Source organism: Lelliottia sp. GFLA7 (assembly GCF_056490165.1).
The window spans coordinates 36331-52685 of the sequence record NZ_JBWLAQ010000012.1 but is presented as its reverse complement, the minus strand read 5'-3'; the positions used below and the strand labels follow the sequence as shown (position 1 = coordinate 52685).

Sequence of the window (16355 nt, the reverse complement as noted above, 5' to 3'; positions counted from 1 at the left end):
CTACTGGTTACTACGGGTATTGCTACTGAAAAGCGTCATATCAGAGCTTTGTTGCATCCGGGCAACCTCACGCAACTGATCCATTCGTTGCTGATGTTTCTCGTTCAAAACCGCTTGCTGCTCGGGCGATAGCAGGTGGAACATTTGGTTGCGAACCCTGGCCATCTCGACCTGGCGGGCAACTTGTTCCTGCGCCATCTTTTGTGCCTGAGCGCGTACAGCGCTTTCGTCAAAATTTTCTGCAGTGACAAGGCTGTGCATTGTCTCTATTTCGCTAACATTAACAGGGGGCTGATCGTGTCTTGCCCTGTGCATCAGATCTCGCATCTGTTGACGCTGGTGTTCAGTTAAATTTATGCCGTCAAACATATGGCTTTGGCCACTGTGCTGCGTAATGCCCTCAGCTGAGGACCCGTTAACGCCGGTAATGACTCCAGCAGCCTGGCTTAAAGCACTAAACGCCAGTGTTGAGGCCATGACGGCAGCGGTAACTTTGCGCATCACTTGCTCCCAAAATCTTTCGTGTCGCGATTCAACGAAGACAGATTACGATACGTGCTGCAAACATGCGTCAGGGGGTGTAAAACAACGTAAAGTCATGGATTAGATAGCCTTGATGTCGTAATTTCTGCCTCGGAGGTATTTAAACAATGAATAAAATCCTGTTAGTTGATGATGACCGAGAGCTTACATCTCTACTAAAAGAGCTGCTGGACATGGAAGGTTTCAACGTGATTGTTGCCCATGATGGGGAACAGGCGCTGAGTCTCCTGGACGACAGCATTGACTTGCTTTTGCTTGACGTGATGATGCCGAAGAAAAACGGTATCGATACGCTTAAAGAACTACGCCAGACCTATCAGACACCTGTAATCATGCTGACCGCTCGCGGCAGCGAACTGGATCGCGTTCTCGGCCTTGAGCTGGGCGCGGATGACTATTTACCTAAACCGTTTAACGATCGCGAGCTGGTAGCGCGTATCCGCGCGATTCTGCGTCGTTCCCACTGGAGCGAACAGCAGCAGAATAGCGATAACAGTTCACCGACGCTGGAAGTGGATTCCCTGAGCCTGAACCCAGGCCGCCAGGAAGCAAGCTTTGATGGCGTCACGCTGGAATTAACCGGCACCGAGTTCACCCTGCTTTATCTGCTGGCGCAGCATCTCGGCCAAGTGGTATCGCGTGAACATTTGAGTCAGGAAGTGCTGGGCAAGCGTCTTACGCCGTTTGACCGCGCCATCGACATGCACATCTCTAACCTGCGCCGTAAGCTGCCGGAGCGCAAAGATGGTCACCCATGGTTTAAAACCCTACGTGGCCGCGGTTATCTGATGGTTTCCGCTTCATGATAGGCAGCTTAACCGCCCGCATCTTCGCCATTTTTTGGCTGACGCTGGCACTGGTTTTGATGCTGGTTTTGATGTTGCCAAAACTCGACTCACGCCAGATGACGGAGCTTCTCGACAGCGAGCAACGTCAGGGCGTGATGATCGAACAACACGTAGAAGCTGAACTGGCAAACGATCCGCCCAATGATTTGATGTGGTGGCGCAGGCTGTTTCGCGCTATCGACAAATGGGCGCCGCCCGGACAACGCCTGCTGCTGGTCACCAGCGAAGGCCGCGTGATCGGTGCGGAACGCAATGAAATGCAAATTATCCGTAACTTCATTGGCCAGGCGGATAACGCCGATCATCCGCAAAAGAAAAAGTACGGTCGGGTAGAAATGGTAGGGCCATTTTCCATCAGGGATGGGGAAGATAATTACCAGCTCTATCTGATTCGACCGGCAAGTAGCTCCCAAACTGACTTTATCAACTTGCTGTTTGACCGTCCGCTGCTGCTGCTGATTGTCACCATGCTGTTGAGTTCCCCGCTACTGTTATGGCTGGCGTGGAGCCTGGCAAAACCGGCGCGTAAGCTGAAAAACGCGGCGGATGAAGTGGCTCAGGGAAACCTGCGACAACATCCGGAACTGGAAGCCGGGCCGCAAGAATTCCTTGCCGCTGGAGCCAGTTTTAACCAGATGGTCACCGCACTTGAAAGGATGATGACTTCACAGCAACGTTTGCTGTCGGACATCTCACACGAGCTGCGCACCCCGCTGACGCGCCTGCAGCTCGGCACCGCGCTGCTGCGTCGTCGTAGCGGTGAAAGCAAGGAGCTGGAACGTATCGAGATGGAAGCGCATCGTTTGGACAGCATGATCAACGATCTGCTGGTGATGTCGCGCAATCAGCAAAAAAATGCACTGGTGAGCGAAACGGTGAAAGCCAATCACCTGTGGCATGAGGTGCTGGATAACGCCGCGTTCGAAGCCGAACAGATGGGCAAGTCGTTTACCGTCAACTTCCCACCGGGACCGTGGCCGCTGTACGGTAACCCCAACACGCTGGAAAGCGCGCTGGAGAATATCGTGCGTAATGCCCTGCGCTACTCGCACACGAAAATTGAGGTGGCGTTTTCGGTCGATAAAGATGGGGTCACCATCAACGTGGACGACGATGGTCCAGGCGTGAGTCCGGATGATCGTGAGCAGATTTTCCGTCCGTTCTACCGTACCGACGAGGCCCGCGATCGCGAGTCAGGCGGCACGGGGCTTGGGCTGGCGATTGTCGAAACCGCCATTCAGCAGCATCGCGGCTGGGTTAAAGCCGACGACAGCCCGCTGGGAGGATTACGGTTAACCATGTGGTTGCCGCTGTATAAGCGTTCGTAGCCCTTTGTCCTCACCCTACCCCTCTCCCACAGGGAGAGGGAATGGTTCAGTGCCGTCTTTCCCCTCTCCGACAGGAAAAGGAATGGCTCCGTGCAGTGTTTCGCCCTCTCCGCAAGGAGAAGGGAGGCTCCGTGCAGTCTTCTCCCCTCTCCGACAGGAGAAGGAATGGCTCCGTGCAGTCTTCTCCCCTCTCCGACAGGAGAAGGGAGGCTCCGTGCAGTCTTTCTCCCTCTCCGACAGGAGAAGGGAGGCTCCGTGCAGTCTTTCGCCCTCTCCGCCAGGAGAAGGGAGGCTTCGTGCAGTCTTTCTCCCTCTCCCCTTGGGAGAGGGCAGGGGTGAGGGGATAACAGTCGCGCTATTTCCCCCACAATCTCCGCGAGTTATCCTCGATCTTGCGGGCAATTCGTCGCTTCTGCATCGTTCGGGTCCAGCTTGTCGACAGCCCCGCCGCAGACAAAAGCCGATGGTACTGTTCGTCATCAAACGGCATATGCCAGGCAATGGCGCAGGCATCGTAAACCGACACATCACTCAGACGCGACGCCAGCTCCAGCGGCGCATCGGCAAAAACCTGCCCCGCCAGCACCACGCGATACAGCCAGCCGGTTTTACTCGCGCTTTGCATCTGCGAGGACATATCGCTGATACCGAAATGGAAGTTGAGTTTAAAGCATGGGGAACGCGGCTGCGTGACCTGAATCAGCGCATCGCCCCAGCGATAAATGTCGCCGATAAAGACGTCTTTTTCGGTCATCCCGTCGGTCGACAGGTTTTCACCAAACGCGGGAGCGACGAAGAGATCCGCCTGCTCGGGGAATTCACGCGCCCAATGGAGATAGTGTTCGCGGGGATAATGGCACAGCGCGCGCTCAGGCCCGCCGTGGATTTTCTTTTCGGCCTGTTCGTCACCCGCCAGCCCGAGATCGGTCAGGGTCAGTTCGCCGTCGACCTGCACTTTGGCGATAGCGCTCGGACGGCTACCGTCGTAATCCCTTACCTTGCCTGTAAACACGTTAACTGGATAGCGCATGTGTCATTGCTCCTTTATGCAGAGACAAAAAAAGCGAGTCATCAGACTCGCTTCTCACAGGCGTCAATGCAACCTTATTTTTTAGCAGCGAAACGCGCGGCTGCTTCGTCCCAGTTCACCACGTCCCAGAATGCTTTGATGTAGTCTGGACGACGGTTCTGGAATTTCAGGTAGTAAGCGTGTTCCCACACATCCAGGCCCACGATTGGGAAACCAGACACGCCAGAAACGGCTTCACCCATCAGCGGGGAATCCTGGTTAGCGGTAGAAACCACAGCCAGTTTGTCGCCTTTCAGAACCAGCCAAGCCCAGCCAGAACCGAAACGGGTCGCAGCGGCTTTCTCGAATTCCGCTTTGAAAGCATCCACAGAACCGAAATCGCGCTCGATAGCCGCTTTCAGGTCGCCCTGCAGGGTGGTGCCGGTTTTCAGGCCTTTCCAGAACAGGCTGTGGTTAGCGTGACCGCCAGCGTTGTTACGCAGAACGGTTTTCTTGTCTGCTGGCAGTTGATCCAGTTTGGTGATCAGCTCTTCAACGGACAGTTCAGCGAATTCTGGCAGGCTTTCCAGCGCAGCGTTCGCGTTGTTTACATAAGCCTGGTGGTGTTTAGTGTGATGGATTTCCATCGTCTGCTTGTCGAAATGCGGTTCCAGTGCGTCATAGGCATACGGCAGGGATGGCAGTGTATAACTCATAATCCTCTCCATTATTGTCGGGCGGCACAGCTGTTAATGCCGCGTAAGCAGTTGGTTCATTATAGTTAATTAAATGATATTGAAAATGATTATCAATGCCGTACTTTTTATAAGGTTATTTTTTGTATCATTCGTGAAATTGTGAGTCTGCTCACGCGGTTAACGCGTTGATTGCCATTTGGAAGAAAAGTGCGGCAACCTTCTGAAGGTTCGCTCACCGCTTAATTTTTACACTCATCGGGTCGGAGGGAAGCCAACGACATATAAAAACGATGAGGATGTAAAAATGAATCATGCGATTACGATGGGTATTTTCTGGCATTTGATAGGCGCAGCCAGTGCAGCCTGTTTCTATGCCCCCTTTAAAAAGGTCAAACATTGGTCATGGGAAACCATGTGGTCCGTTGGCGGTACGGTTTCGTGGCTGATCCTGCCCTGGACCATCAGCGCCATACTTCTGCCTGATTTCTGGGCCTACTTCACCTCCTTTAACGCCTCGACGCTGCTGCCCGTTTTTCTGTTTGGCGCAATGTGGGGCATCGGCAATATCAACTACGGCCTGACCATGCGCTATCTGGGCATGTCGATGGGGATCGGGATTGCCATCGGGATCACCCTGATTGTCGGCACGCTGATGACGCCAATCCTGAACGGTAATTTCGACGTGTTGATCAACACCCATGGCGGTCGAATGACGCTGCTCGGCGTGCTGGTGGCGGTGATTGGCGTGGGGATTGTCACCCGCGCGGGTCAGTTGAAAGAGCGCAAAATGGGCATCACCGCCGAGGATTTCAATCTGAGGAAAGGGCTGGTGCTGGCGGTGATGTGCGGCATTTTCTCGGCGGGCATGTCGTTTGCGATGAACGCGGCCAAACCAATGCACGAAGCCGCTGCCGCGCTCGGCGTTGATCCGCTGTACGTCGCGTTGCCAAGCTATGTGGTCATCATGGGCGGCGGTGCGCTGGTCAATCTGGGCTTCTGTTTTATTCGTCTGGCAAAAGTGAAGAATCTGTCGGTAAAAGCCGACTTCTCGCTGGCAAAACCCCTGATCGTCACCAACGTGCTGCTTTCGGCGCTCGGCGGCCTGATGTGGTATTTGCAGTTCTTCTTCTACGCCTGGGGCCACGCCAGCATTCCACCGCAATATGACTATATGAGTTGGATGCTACACATGAGCTTCTACGTGTTGTGCGGCGGGATGGTGGGCCTGGTGCTAAAAGAGTGGAACAACGCCGGGCGTCGTCCGGTGGGCGTGCTGAGTCTGGGTTGCGTGGTGATTATTATTGCCGCCAACATTGTCGGCCTGGGCATGGCGAGTTAACTACGCTGCTTTTCGACTGCGATGACGCCACTGAACCGGCGTCATCCCTACCTCCCGGTTAAACACCACCGAAAAATAGTTACTGTCCTCAAAGCCGCAGCGCATCGCCACTTCACTCACCATCAGCTCCGTATGTTGCAGCAGATATTGCGCGTGGCAAATGCGTAACTGGCGCAAATAGTGGTTCACGGTCATGCCCGTCTGGGTGCGGAACTGCTGGCGCAAGGCGCGTTCGCTGCACTGCTCTTGCTCGCAAAACTTCTCCAGCACAAAGCTGCGGTTCAGGCTGCCAGCCAGCGCAGTAATCAGTTTATCCAGCAGCGCCTCTTGCTCGTTCGCCGAAGGGTTATCGGTCGCATAACGAAAGCGTTTGAGCGTCATCACCAGTTGGGCGAACAGCAGTTCAGCCATCTCGTTCGCACTCTGATCCGCCTTCAAACTCTCCTGCTCAAGCTGCGTGATAACGGGCCTGACCTGCGCCATACCGTTGCTGCTTAAACGCCAGTGCGGCGCGCCGCGTGCATCGTTAAAGCCAGGAATGTTGCTGGCCCAGTCAACGTTCAGCTTGAGCCTGTCGGGGCAATAAATGACGTTTTGCAAAACCAGATCGTTAACCGAGGCGTAGGAGTGTTTGTCTTCCGCGCGGATATAAAACAGGTCACCGCGCGTAATGCGGTAAGGGCGATCGTTGAGGACGTGAAGGCCGTTGCCGCGCCATACCAGAACTAACTCGCAAAACTCGTGCGTATGCTCAGCAAAGACATTTTGCGGATAGCGGTCCGCCACCGCGACAGCCTGTCCGGCGTTGGCAAAAAAATCAGTTTTGCGAAGGATTAACGGAACGCCCACGACACACCCCAGCGGCTAATAACCGAACATTATTAGCGGGTTCGCGATAAAAAAACGGTGATTGGCCTCGCGTTACTGAAGTGACGCATCACGGCCCTGACGGATCGCGCGCGGTGACCAGCTAAACTCCCGGCGAAAAAGCGTCGAAAAGTGGTTACTGTCGCCAAAACCGCAGCGATAAGCGATGTCCGTCACGCTCTCATCCGTATGACGCAAAAGATGGCGGGCTTTGATCAAGCGCAGACGGTTCAGATAGCGCTGCGGCGTCAATCCGGTGTGCTGTTTGAGCTGGCGATGCAGAGTGCGCAGGGAAAGCGAAAACACGTCCGCCACCGTCTCCCAACTCACCTCTTCGGCAAAGTGATCTTCCAGCCAGGCCATCAGTTGATTGAGCCGCGCGTCGTTATTCTCGAGACCTTCCACCAGACTGCTACGGCGCAGGAGCACCAGCAGTTGCATGAACGTCAGTTCACGGCTGGCGAGCGCATGTGATTCGGTATTTTCCTCGGCCTGCTCCATCTGGGTGACGAGCTGGCGTACCTGCTGCAGCGTGGATTGATTCACTCGCCAGTGCGACGGATAGTGCCCGTCTTTTTCCTGCGGCAGTAGCTGGTTTAGCCCCGATAAAAACTGGAACGCATCCGGAGAACGATAGAGCACATTCGTCAGGCACAGGTTGTCGGTATGTTCATACATGTGCCGGTCGTGGTCGCGAACAAAACAGACCGTTCCACCGCTGATGGTGTACGGCTGGCCGTTAAAAACGTGAATGCCCGTACCATGCTCAACAATCACAATTTCATGAAAATCATGGTGATGTTCCGGAAAGGCCGCCTGTGGCAGGCGCGGCTCAATCGCAACGGGCGAATGTCCGGAAGGGAAAAAATCCACGCTGTGCAGAACGGTCATAACGGCCACCACCAATGAGAAATGTTCTCAAAATAGTAATTAAGGGCCGCGATTCTCACCTTCAATTTTCGACAGTAAAGCGTGCAAAGCCTGTCGGATTTTTAAGAAACAGCGGGAAAGATCGGGAAATGCGGCAACCGTCACATGGCCTGACATCCGCGCCATAACTGGAAACTGTGAACTCCCTCACGTTCATCTTTGATTCCTTGCCAGCCGCGGATTTTGGCTGTCAGTGGCGAGAAGGTCTGTTTTTCTTTCCTTTCTTACACTCTCCGGTAATGACTTAAAGAAGGACCGGAACATGACTCTTCGCCATTGTGTCGCTGTCGATTTAGGCGCCTCCAGCGGTCGCGTAATGCTGGCCTGCTATACCCCTGAACAGCGCACGCTGACTCTTCGCGAGATCCACCGTTTTGTTAACTGCCTGCAAAAACAGGTCGGCGTGGACACCTGGGATATTGACAGCCTGGAAGCTGAAATCCGCACTGGACTGAACAAGGTCTGCGAAGAAGGCATTCTGATTGACAGTATCGGGATTGATACCTGGGGCGTGGATTACGTCCTGCTGGACCGCGACGGCGCGCGCATCGGTTTGCCGGTGTCATATCGAGACAGCCGCACCGACGGCGTGATGGCCCGCGCCATTGAACAGCTCGGCAAAGCGGATATCTACGGGCGCAGCGGCATTCAGTTTTTACCGTTCAACACGCTGTATCAGCTGCGTGCGCTGGCGGAACAGCAGCCAGAGTTGATTAAAAACGTCGCTCATGCGCTGCTGATCCCGGACTACTTCAGCTATCGCCTGACCGGCAATATGAACTGGGAATACACCAACGCCACCACCACGCAGTTGGTCAACATCAACTCGGATAACTGGGATGAAAGCCTGCTCAACTGGACCGGCGTCTCCGCCGCCTGGTTTGGCACGCCGACGCATCCCGGCAATGTGATCGGTCACTGGATTTGCCCGCTGGGCAATCAAATCCCCGTTGTCGCGGTAGCAAGCCACGACACCGCCAGCGCCGTGATAGCCTCTCCGCTCGCCAGTAAAGACGCGGCGTATCTCTCGTCCGGCACCTGGTCGCTGATGGGTTTTGAGAGCAAAACGCCGTACACCAGCGATGCGGCGCTGGCTGCCAACATCACCAACGAAGGTGGCGCGGAAGGCCGCTATCGGGTGCTGAAAAATATCATGGGGCTGTGGCTGCTCCAGCGCGTGCTGAAAGAGCAAAACGTCTCCGACCTGTCGACGCTGATAACCGATACCGAAGCGCTGGCGGCGTGTCGTTTCGTGATCAACCCGAACGACGATCGCTTTATCAATCCGGCCAATATGAGCGCCGAAATCCAGGCCGCCTGTCGCGAAACAAACCAGCCTGTTCCTAACACTCCAACTGAACTGGCGCGATGTATTTTCGACAGCCTCGCCCTGCTGTATGCCGACGTGCTGCAGGAGTTGGCAACGCTGCGCGGTAAACCGTTCAGCCAGTTACACATCGTGGGCGGCGGCTGCCAGAACCAACTACTGAATCAGCTTTGCGCCGACGCCTGCGGGATCACCGTCGTGGCGGGTCCTGTCGAGGCGTCCACGCTCGGCAATATCGGCATCCAGTTGATGACGCTGGACGAACTCACCAACGTGGACGATTTCCGCACCGTGGTCACGGGCAACTACGCCCTCACCACGTTTACCCCTCATTCCTGCCATGAAATTGCCCGCTACCGAGCGCAGTTTCAGCAAAAACGACTGACTAAGGAGCTTTGCGCATGACCACTCAACTTGAACAAGCCTGGGAACTGGCTAAACAGCGTTTCGCCGCCGTCGGCGTGGATGTCGAAGAGGCGCTGCGTCAGCTCGATCGTCTGCCGGTTTCCATGCACTGCTGGCAAGGCGATGACGTCGCAGGCTTTGAAAATACCGGCGCCGCGCTGACGGGGGGTATTCAGGCCACCGGTAACTATCCAGGTAAAGCGCGTAACGCGACCGAGCTGCGCGCCGACCTGGAGCTGGCGCTGAGCTTAATCCCCGGCCCAAAACGCCTGAATCTGCATGCGATTTACCACGAAGCCCCGGAGCCGGTCGGGCGTAACGAAATCAAACCGGAACACTTTAAGAACTGGGTTGAGTGGGCAAAAGCCAACAAACTCGGGCTGGATTTCAATCCGTCCTGCTTCTCGCATCCGCTGAGCGCCGACGGTTTTACTCTCTCTCACGCAGATGATGAAATTCGCCAGTTCTGGATCGACCACGTCAAGGCCAGCCGCCGCGTGTCCGCTTATTTTGGCGAACAGTTGGGCACGCCGTCGGTGATGAACATCTGGATCCCGGACGGCATGAAAGACATCACCGTCGACCGTCTGGCCCCACGCCAGCGCCTGCTGGCGGCGCTCGATGAGATCATCAGCGAAAAGATAAATCCGGCGCATCACATTGATGCCGTGGAAAGCAAACTGTTCGGTATCGGCGCGGAGAGCTACACCGTTGGCTCAAATGAGTTCTACATGGGTTACGCCACCAGCCGCCAGACCGCGCTGTGCCTGGATGCCGGCCACTTCCATCCAACGGAAGTGATCTCCGACAAAATCTCTGCCGCCATGCTCTACGTGCCGCGCCTGCTGCTGCACGTCAGCCGTCCGGTGCGTTGGGACAGTGACCACGTGGTGCTGCTGGATGACGAAACCCAGGCCATCGCCAGCGAAATCATCCGTCACGATCTGTTCGACCGCGTGCACATTGGGCTCGACTTCTTTGACGCCTCGATCAACCGCATCGCCGCGTGGGTGATTGGTACGCGCAACATGAAAAAAGCCCTGCTGCGCGCGCTGCTTGAGCCTACGGCTGCACTGAAACAGCTCGAAGAAAACGGCGATTACACCGCGCGTCTGGCGCTGCTGGAAGAGCAAAAATCCCTGCCGTGGCAGGCCATCTGGGAAATGTACTGCCAGCGCAACGACGCGCCAGCCGGTAGCCAGTGGCTGGACAACGTGCGGGCATATGAGAAAGAGGTGTTGAGCCAGCGCGGGTAATTTTGCCCTCACCCCGCCCTCTCCCACAGGGAGAGGGAGAAAACCGAGCGCCCCTCCACCAAAAGGGAGAGGGAGAAGACCGAGTGGCCCTCCACCAAATGGAGAGGGAGAAGACCGCACCGAACAGTCCCCTCTCCCTGTGGGAGAGGGCTAGGGTGAGGGCATCAGGCCTCACCGAATATCAGATTTTGTAGGCCGGGTAAGCGCAGCGCCACCCGGCACTTTGAAGGAAAGAGAAACTATGCAGACCATCACCAACGCCTGGTTCGTCCAGGGCATGATTAAAGCTACCACCGACGCCTGGCTGAAAGGCTGGGACGAGCGCAACGGCGGCAACCTGACGCTGCGTCTTGACGATGCGGATATCGCCCCGTTTGAAGCAGATTTTCACCACAAGCCGCGCTATATCGCGCTGAGCCAGCCGATGCCGCTGCTCGCCAACACGGCGTTTATCGTCACCGGCTCCGGTAAATTCTTCCGCAACGTGCAGCTCGATCCGACCGCGAATTTAGGCGTGGTAAAAGTGGACAGCGACGGCGCGGGCTACCACATTCTTTGGGGGCTGACGAACGAAGCGGTACCGACGTCTGAGCTGCCAGCGCATTTCCTATCCCACTGCGAACGTATCAAAGCGACCGATGGGAAAGACCGCGTGATCATGCACTGTCATGCCACCAACCTGATCGCACTGACTTACGTGCTGGAGAACGACAGCGCGTTTATCACCCGCAAACTGTGGGAAGGCAGCACCGAATGTCTGGTGGTGTTCCCGGACGGCGTGGGCATTTTGCCGTGGATGGTGCCGGGTACCGACGAGATCGGCCAGGCGACGGCGCAAGACATGCAAAAACATTCGTTGGTGCTGTGGCCGTTCCACGGTGTGTTCGGCAGCGGTCCAACGCTGGATGAAGCCTTTGGCCTGATCGATACCGCCGAGAAATCCGCCGAAGTGTTAGTCAAAGTCTATTCCATGGGCGGAATGAAACAGACCATTACTCAGGAAGAACTGATTGCACTGGGCAAACGCTTTGGCGTGACCCCGATGAAATCGGCGTTAGAGCTGTACAAATAAGAACATCGCGCCCCGCTCACTGAGACGGGGCGAAACCACCTGCAATCCCTACACAAATCACTTATTCAGTGGAGTAAAAGCAATGAAAATAAAACTAAGCTTAATCCTCACCGTTGCCGCTCTGGCGTTGTCCGGTTCCGCAGTAGCAGAAGTTAAAATCGCCCTGGTGGCGAAATCCCTCGGAAATGGATTCTTCGAAGCCGCGAACGTCGGCGCGCAGGAGGCGGCCAAAGAGTTAGGTGATGTCAAAGTGATTTACACCGGTCCAACGACGACCACCGCCGAAGCGCAGATCGAAGTGCTGAACGGGTTGATCGCACAAGGTGTCGATGCGATCGCCATTTCCGCTAACGATCCGGATGCCCTGGTTCCGGTACTCAAGAAAGCTATGCAGCGCGGCATCAAAGTGGTGTCGTGGGATTCTGGCGTGGCAAAAGCCGGGCGTCAGATCCATCTGAATCCTTCTAATAACGCGCTGATCGGCGAAACCAACGTCAAGCTGGCGGCAGATGCATTGAAAGCCCTGAACGTGGAAAAAGGGGATGTGGCGGTACTGAGCGCGACACCCACCTCCACCAACCAGAACACCTGGATTGCCGAGATGAAAAAGGTGCTGCCGAAGTACCCGTCCGTCAATCTGGTGACCGTGGCCTACGGCGACGATCTCTCTGACAAAAGCTACCGCGAAGCGGTTGGCCTGCTGAAAACCTATCCTGATTTGAAAGTGATTGTCTCGCCATCCTCCGTCGGCATTGTCGCTGCCGCGCAGGCAGTGAAAGACCAGGGCAAAATCGGCAAAGTGTATGTCACCGGTCTGGGCTTGCCGTCTGAAATGGCGGGCGCGGTGAAATCCGGCGCGAGCAAAAGCTTCGCCATCTGGAACCCCATCGATCTCGGCTATGCCGCAACCTATCTGGCGGACGATCTGGTGAAAGGCACCGCCACCAAAGATGAAGCCAGCATGGGCAAACTGGGCAAAGTGAAGCTGGATGCCGACGGCAGCGGCGCGATGGCTGAGCCGTTCGTCTACGATGCCAGCAACATTGATAAGTTCTCTAAGATTTTCTAATCCCCTCACCCTCTCCCAAAGGAAAAGGGAACGTTAACCCCCTCTCCCTGTGGGAGAGGGCCGGGGTGAGGGCATCAGACCGCACGCCCCCTAACCCTCTTCAGAGGGGAGGCGGATACTACGGAGAACTATCATGACCCCATTGCTTCAACTTAAGGGCATCACCAAGGTTTTCCCCGGTGTGCGCGCCCTTGAGAACGTGCAGCTTGAGCTTTGGCCCGGCAAAGTCACCGCCCTTATCGGTGAAAATGGCGCGGGCAAATCGACGCTGGTCAAAGTGATGACCGGCATTTATCAGCCTGAAGAGGGCGAAATCCTCTACAAAGCGATCCCCATTCAGCTCCCGACGCCGGAATCGGCGCACAAAGTCGGGATCACCGCCATTCATCAGGAAACCGTGCTGTTCGATGAACTGTCGGTGACCGAAAATATTTTCGTCGGTCAGTATCTGCACAAAGGCTTTTTCAAAAAGCTCGACTGGCCGGAAATGCACCGTCGCGCGCAGGAGATTTTGTCGCGTCTCGAGGTACAGATTGACCCGCGCGCCACGCTCAAAACCCTGAGCATTGCCCAGCGTCATATGGTGGCTATTGCCCGTGCGCTGTCGTTTGAGGCGCAGGTGGTGATCCTCGACGAACCCACAGCCGCGCTGTCTCAGCATGAAATTCTCGAGTTCTATCACATCGTTGAGCGCTTAAAGCAGGAAGGCAAAGCCATTCTGTTTATCTCGCACAAATTCGACGAGATTTTCGAACTGGCGGATCACTACACCATTTTGCGCGACGGCGTGTTTGTCGGCGCGGGCGCGATGAATGAGATCACCGAAGAACGTATGGTCTCGATGATGGTGGGTCGCGCTATCACCCAAACTTTCCCAAAAGTGGAATGCGAAAAAGGCGAGACGGTACTGGAGGTCAACGATCTCTGCCATCCAACTGAATTCGCGCACATTTCGTTTTCACTGCGCAAAGGCGAAATCCTTGGCTTTTACGGCCTGGTCGGTGCAGGACGTACCGAGCTGATGCAGGCGTTGTCCGGCGTCACGCGCCCGTCTTCCGGGGAAATCGTGCTGAACGGCAAAGCGCAACAGTTCCGCCAGCCGTCCGATGCCATCAAAGCGGGGATTGTCTGCGTACCGGAAGAGCGGCAAAAACAGGGGGCGATTATTGCCCTGCCGATTGCGCAAAACATCAGTCTGCCGCAGCTCGGCAAGCTCAACCCCAACGGCGTGTTGAATGACCGCCGCGAATGGGCGCTGGCGGACGAATACGCTACGCGTCTGCAGGTGAAGGCTTTTAGCTGGAAACAGCCGGTCGAAACGCTCTCTGGCGGCAATCAGCAAAAAGTGGTTATCGGCAAATGGCTGGCGACGCATCCTGACGTGATTATCCTCGATGAGCCGACAAAAGGCATCGATATCGGCTCAAAAGCGGCCGTTCATCAGTTTATGTCAGAACTGGTTGGACAGGGGCTGGCGGTGATTATGGTGTCGTCAGAACTGCCGGAAGTGATGGGCATGGCTGACCGCATCATCGTGATGCACGAGGGGCTGATGGTGGCGGAATACAGCGCAGGTGGTGCGACGGCGGAAACCATCGTCAGCGCGGCCAGCGGTGCAAAACAGGAGGCTGCGTAATGATCAAGCAACTGCTGAAGCACCGTGAGGCGCTGCTCGGCGCCGTAATCGTGCTGCTGATTCTCGCCATCGGCAGCCGCGTGCCGTCATTTATCGCGCCGGGCAATCTGGTGGAGATGTTTAACGACACCTCCATTCTGATCATTCTCGCGCTCGGCCAGATGATGGTTTTACTGACCAAAGGCATCGACCTGTCGATGGCGGCAAACCTGGCGCTGACCGGGATGATTGTCGCGCTGATTAATTTCCATTATCCGGATGTTCCCGTCTGGGCGCTGCTGATTCTGGCCACTGGGCTTGGGTTGCTGATGGGCGCGATCAACGGCCTGCTGGTGTGGAAGCTCGGCATCCCGGCGATTGTGGTGACGCTCGGCACCATGAGCATTTACCGCGGAATTATCTTTTTGCTCTCCGGCGGCGGCTGGGTGAACTCCAACCAGATGGGCACGGATTTTCTCGCCCTGCCGCGCACAGCGATTTTAGGTTTGCCTGTGCTGAGCTGGTGTGCGGTTGCCGCGCTGCTGTTGGTGGGCTATTTCCTGCGCTACAGCCGCACCGGACGCGCCCTTTACACCGCGGGCGGCAACGCGACGGCGGCGTATTACACCGGGATTAACGCCGGAAAAATGCAGTTCGTCAGCTTCTGCCTGTCGGGCGCGCTGGCCGGATTCTGCGGCTATCTGTGGATCTCGCGCTTCGCGGTGGCGTACGTCGACGTGGCAAACGGGTTTGAGCTGCAAGTCGTGGCGGCGTGCGTAATTGGTGGCATCAGCACCATGGGCGGCACCGGACGTGTCCTGGGCTGCCTGTTCGGCGCGCTGTTCCTCGGCGTTATCAATAACGCGCTGCCGGTGATTGGCGTTTCGCCGTTCTGGCAAATGGCGATTTCCGGCACGGTGATTGTGATTGCGGTGCTGCTCAACGAGCGCGGCAATAAACGCAAAGGACGGCTGATCTTGCGCGATGCCGCGCTGGCACGTCAGAAACAGGCGGTGAAATCATGAGCAAAATAATAACGTCGGAAGAGATGAACAATACGCCTGCGCCAACGGGAATTTTCCAGCGTCTGCTGTGCTGGGAAGGATTTTTGCTGGCCGTGACCCTGGCGGTGTTTGTGGTCAATGCTTTCGCCTCGCCCTATTTTCTTGATATCTGGAATCTGTCGGACGCGACGTTTAACTTCACCGAAAAGGCGATCATCGTGCTTCCGATGGCGATGCTGATTATCGCCCGAGAGATCGATCTGTCAGTGGCGTCCACTATCGCGCTGAGTTCCACGGTGATGGGCTTTTGCGCGGCGGCGGGCGTGGATACGCCGCTGCTGGTCTGTGTGGGATTAGGCGTCGGGCTGCTGTGCGGATTGTTCAACGGCCTGCTGGTGACCCGCTTTAATCTGTCGTCGATTGTCATCACCATCGGCACCATGAGCCTGTATCGCGGCATTACCTACATTTTGCTCGGCGATCAGGCGCTGAACAGCTATCCCGAAAGTTTCGCCTGGCTAGGTCAAGGCTACGTGTGGGGCGCGCTGTCATTCGATTTCGCGCTGTTTATCGTGCTGGCCGTGGTGTTTGCCTTCGTGTTGCATCGCACCAACTTTGGCCGACGCACCTACGCCATCGGCAACAATCCGACCGGGGCCTGGTATTCCGGCATCAACGTGAAACGTCACAACTTACTGCTGTTTGCGCTGGTGGGGCTGATGTCCGGGCTGGCGTCGGTATTGCTCACCTCGCGTTTAGGCAGCACGCGCCCGACGATTGCGATGGGCTGGGAATTGGCAGTGGTGACGATGGCGGTGCTCGGCGGCGTCAATATTCTCGGCGGGTCCGGCAGCATGGTGGGCGTGATTATCGCCGCCTTCCTGATGGGGCTGGTGACCTTTGGCCTGAGCTTGCTGAATGTGCCTGGCATTGTGATGTCGGTGATCATCGGCGCGATGCTGATTGTGGTGATCTCCCTGCCGATTATCACCCGCCGGATTATGCAACGCAGACGGATTTGAGTCCCCTCACCCTACCCCTCTCC

15 protein-coding genes are annotated in these 16355 nt (G+C 56.2%); 10 read left to right on the top strand and 5 right to left on the bottom strand.

All coding sequences use genetic code 11. The features are described 5' to 3' along the window. Positions 1-501, bottom strand: a complete 501-nt coding sequence (gene cpxP, locus AC07RN_RS19970; protein ID WP_015961018.1) for a cell-envelope stress modulator CpxP — start codon at positions 499-501, stop codon at positions 1-3. A gap of 149 nt (positions 502-650) precedes the next feature. On the opposite strand from cpxP, the gene cpxR reads away from it, so the two are divergent. Together cpxR and cpxA are read left to right on the top strand one after the other, a co-directional pair. Then, the gene (gene cpxR / locus AC07RN_RS19965) at positions 651-1349 is read left to right on the top strand and encodes an envelope stress response regulator transcription factor CpxR (RefSeq protein WP_015961019.1); all 699 of its coding nucleotides are present in this window, start codon (positions 651-653) and stop codon (positions 1347-1349) included. After that, complete coding sequence (cpxA, locus tag AC07RN_RS19960; RefSeq protein WP_015961020.1) at positions 1346-2719, top strand: envelope stress sensor histidine kinase CpxA; 1374 nt, start codon at positions 1346-1348, stop codon at positions 2717-2719. Before cpxR ends, cpxA begins: the two co-directional genes overlap by 4 nt. Positions 2720-3074: 355 nt before the next feature. Here cpxA and yiiM read toward each other — a convergent pair whose 3' ends face one another. Beyond that, positions 3075-3749: a 6-hydroxyaminopurine reductase gene (yiiM, locus tag AC07RN_RS19955; RefSeq protein ID WP_478337133.1), complete on the bottom strand. Its 675-nt coding sequence runs from the start codon at positions 3747-3749 to the stop codon at positions 3075-3077. A gap of 74 nt (positions 3750-3823) precedes the next feature. Then, positions 3824-4444 (bottom strand): superoxide dismutase [Mn], encoded by a 621-nt coding sequence (sodA, locus tag AC07RN_RS19950; protein WP_015961022.1) that lies wholly within the window; start codon positions 4442-4444, stop codon positions 3824-3826. Positions 4445-4730: 286 nt separating this feature from the next. Here sodA and rhaT point away from each other — a divergent pair, with 286 nt between their 5' ends. After that, positions 4731-5765: an L-rhamnose/proton symporter RhaT gene (gene rhaT, locus AC07RN_RS19945; protein ID WP_235134323.1), complete on the top strand. Its 1035-nt coding sequence runs from the start codon at positions 4731-4733 to the stop codon at positions 5763-5765. Here rhaT and rhaR read toward each other — a convergent pair whose 3' ends face one another. Both rhaR and rhaS (AC07RN_RS19935) read right to left on the bottom strand, forming a co-directional pair. Then, positions 5766-6614, bottom strand: coding sequence for an HTH-type transcriptional activator RhaR (gene rhaR / locus AC07RN_RS19940; protein ID WP_407438756.1), 849 nt, complete (start codon positions 6612-6614; stop codon positions 5766-5768). Between the two features lie 72 nt (positions 6615-6686). Continuing rightward, the gene (rhaS, locus tag AC07RN_RS19935; protein ID WP_478337132.1) at positions 6687-7523 is read right to left on the bottom strand and encodes an HTH-type transcriptional activator RhaS; all 837 of its coding nucleotides are present in this window, start codon (positions 7521-7523) and stop codon (positions 6687-6689) included. Between the two features lie 301 nt (positions 7524-7824). Here rhaS (AC07RN_RS19935) and rhaB point away from each other — a divergent pair, with 301 nt between their 5' ends. The 7 genes from rhaB (at position 7825) to AC07RN_RS19900 (ending at position 16332) form a co-directional block, all read left to right on the top strand. Then, positions 7825-9294, top strand: a complete 1470-nt coding sequence (rhaB, locus tag AC07RN_RS19930; RefSeq protein WP_478337131.1) for a rhamnulokinase — start codon at positions 7825-7827, stop codon at positions 9292-9294. Continuing rightward, complete coding sequence (gene rhaA, locus AC07RN_RS19925) at positions 9291-10550, top strand: L-rhamnose isomerase (RefSeq protein ID WP_015961027.1); 1260 nt, start codon at positions 9291-9293, stop codon at positions 10548-10550. The genes rhaB and rhaA overlap by 4 nt, the downstream gene beginning before the upstream one ends. 241 nt (positions 10551-10791) lie before the next feature. Next, complete coding sequence (rhaD, locus tag AC07RN_RS19920; RefSeq protein WP_235134326.1) at positions 10792-11622, top strand: rhamnulose-1-phosphate aldolase; 831 nt, start codon at positions 10792-10794, stop codon at positions 11620-11622. Between the two features lie 82 nt (positions 11623-11704). After that, positions 11705-12691: a rhamnose ABC transporter substrate-binding protein gene (gene rhaS, locus AC07RN_RS19915; protein WP_015961029.1), complete on the top strand. Its 987-nt coding sequence runs from the start codon at positions 11705-11707 to the stop codon at positions 12689-12691. A gap of 133 nt (positions 12692-12824) precedes the next feature. Beyond that, on the top strand, positions 12825-14327 hold the full coding sequence (locus tag AC07RN_RS19910) for a sugar ABC transporter ATP-binding protein (protein ID WP_478337130.1): 1503 nt from the start codon (positions 12825-12827) through the stop codon (positions 14325-14327). Then, on the top strand, positions 14327-15331 hold the full coding sequence (locus AC07RN_RS19905) for an ABC transporter permease (protein ID WP_478337129.1): 1005 nt from the start codon (positions 14327-14329) through the stop codon (positions 15329-15331). The genes AC07RN_RS19910 and AC07RN_RS19905 overlap by 1 nt, the downstream gene beginning before the upstream one ends. After that, the gene (locus AC07RN_RS19900) at positions 15328-16332 is read left to right on the top strand and encodes an ABC transporter permease (RefSeq protein WP_478337128.1); all 1005 of its coding nucleotides are present in this window, start codon (positions 15328-15330) and stop codon (positions 16330-16332) included. The genes AC07RN_RS19905 and AC07RN_RS19900 overlap by 4 nt, the downstream gene beginning before the upstream one ends. Positions 16333-16355: the final 23 nt, after the last annotated feature.

What these genes read in the sequence shown, in the direction of transcription:
- cpxP (WP_015961018.1), bottom strand. Translation starts at nt 501, where the DNA reads ATGCGCAAAGTTACCGCTGCCGTCATGGCCTCAACACTGGCGTTTAGT.
- cpxR (WP_015961019.1), top strand. Translation starts at nt 651, where the DNA reads ATGAATAAAATCCTGTTAGTTGATGATGACCGAGAGCTTACATCTCTA.
- cpxA (WP_015961020.1), top strand. Translation starts at nt 1,346, where the DNA reads ATGATAGGCAGCTTAACCGCCCGCATCTTCGCCATTTTTTGGCTGACG.
- yiiM (WP_478337133.1), bottom strand. Translation starts at nt 3,749, where the DNA reads ATGCGCTATCCAGTTAACGTGTTTACAGGCAAGGTAAGGGATTACGAC.
- sodA (WP_015961022.1), bottom strand. Translation starts at nt 4,444, where the DNA reads ATGAGTTATACACTGCCATCCCTGCCGTATGCCTATGACGCACTGGAA.
- rhaT (WP_235134323.1), top strand. Translation starts at nt 4,731, where the DNA reads ATGAATCATGCGATTACGATGGGTATTTTCTGGCATTTGATAGGCGCA.
- rhaS (WP_478337132.1), bottom strand. Translation starts at nt 7,523, where the DNA reads ATGACCGTTCTGCACAGCGTGGATTTTTTCCCTTCCGGACATTCGCCC.
- rhaB (WP_478337131.1), top strand. Translation starts at nt 7,825, where the DNA reads ATGACTCTTCGCCATTGTGTCGCTGTCGATTTAGGCGCCTCCAGCGGT.
- rhaA (WP_015961027.1), top strand. Translation starts at nt 9,291, where the DNA reads ATGACCACTCAACTTGAACAAGCCTGGGAACTGGCTAAACAGCGTTTC.
- rhaD (WP_235134326.1), top strand. Translation starts at nt 10,792, where the DNA reads ATGCAGACCATCACCAACGCCTGGTTCGTCCAGGGCATGATTAAAGCT.
- rhaS (WP_015961029.1), top strand. Translation starts at nt 11,705, where the DNA reads ATGAAAATAAAACTAAGCTTAATCCTCACCGTTGCCGCTCTGGCGTTG.
- AC07RN_RS19910 (WP_478337130.1), top strand. Translation starts at nt 12,825, where the DNA reads ATGACCCCATTGCTTCAACTTAAGGGCATCACCAAGGTTTTCCCCGGT.
- AC07RN_RS19905 (WP_478337129.1), top strand. Translation starts at nt 14,327, where the DNA reads ATGATCAAGCAACTGCTGAAGCACCGTGAGGCGCTGCTCGGCGCCGTA.
- AC07RN_RS19900 (WP_478337128.1), top strand. Translation starts at nt 15,328, where the DNA reads ATGAGCAAAATAATAACGTCGGAAGAGATGAACAATACGCCTGCGCCA.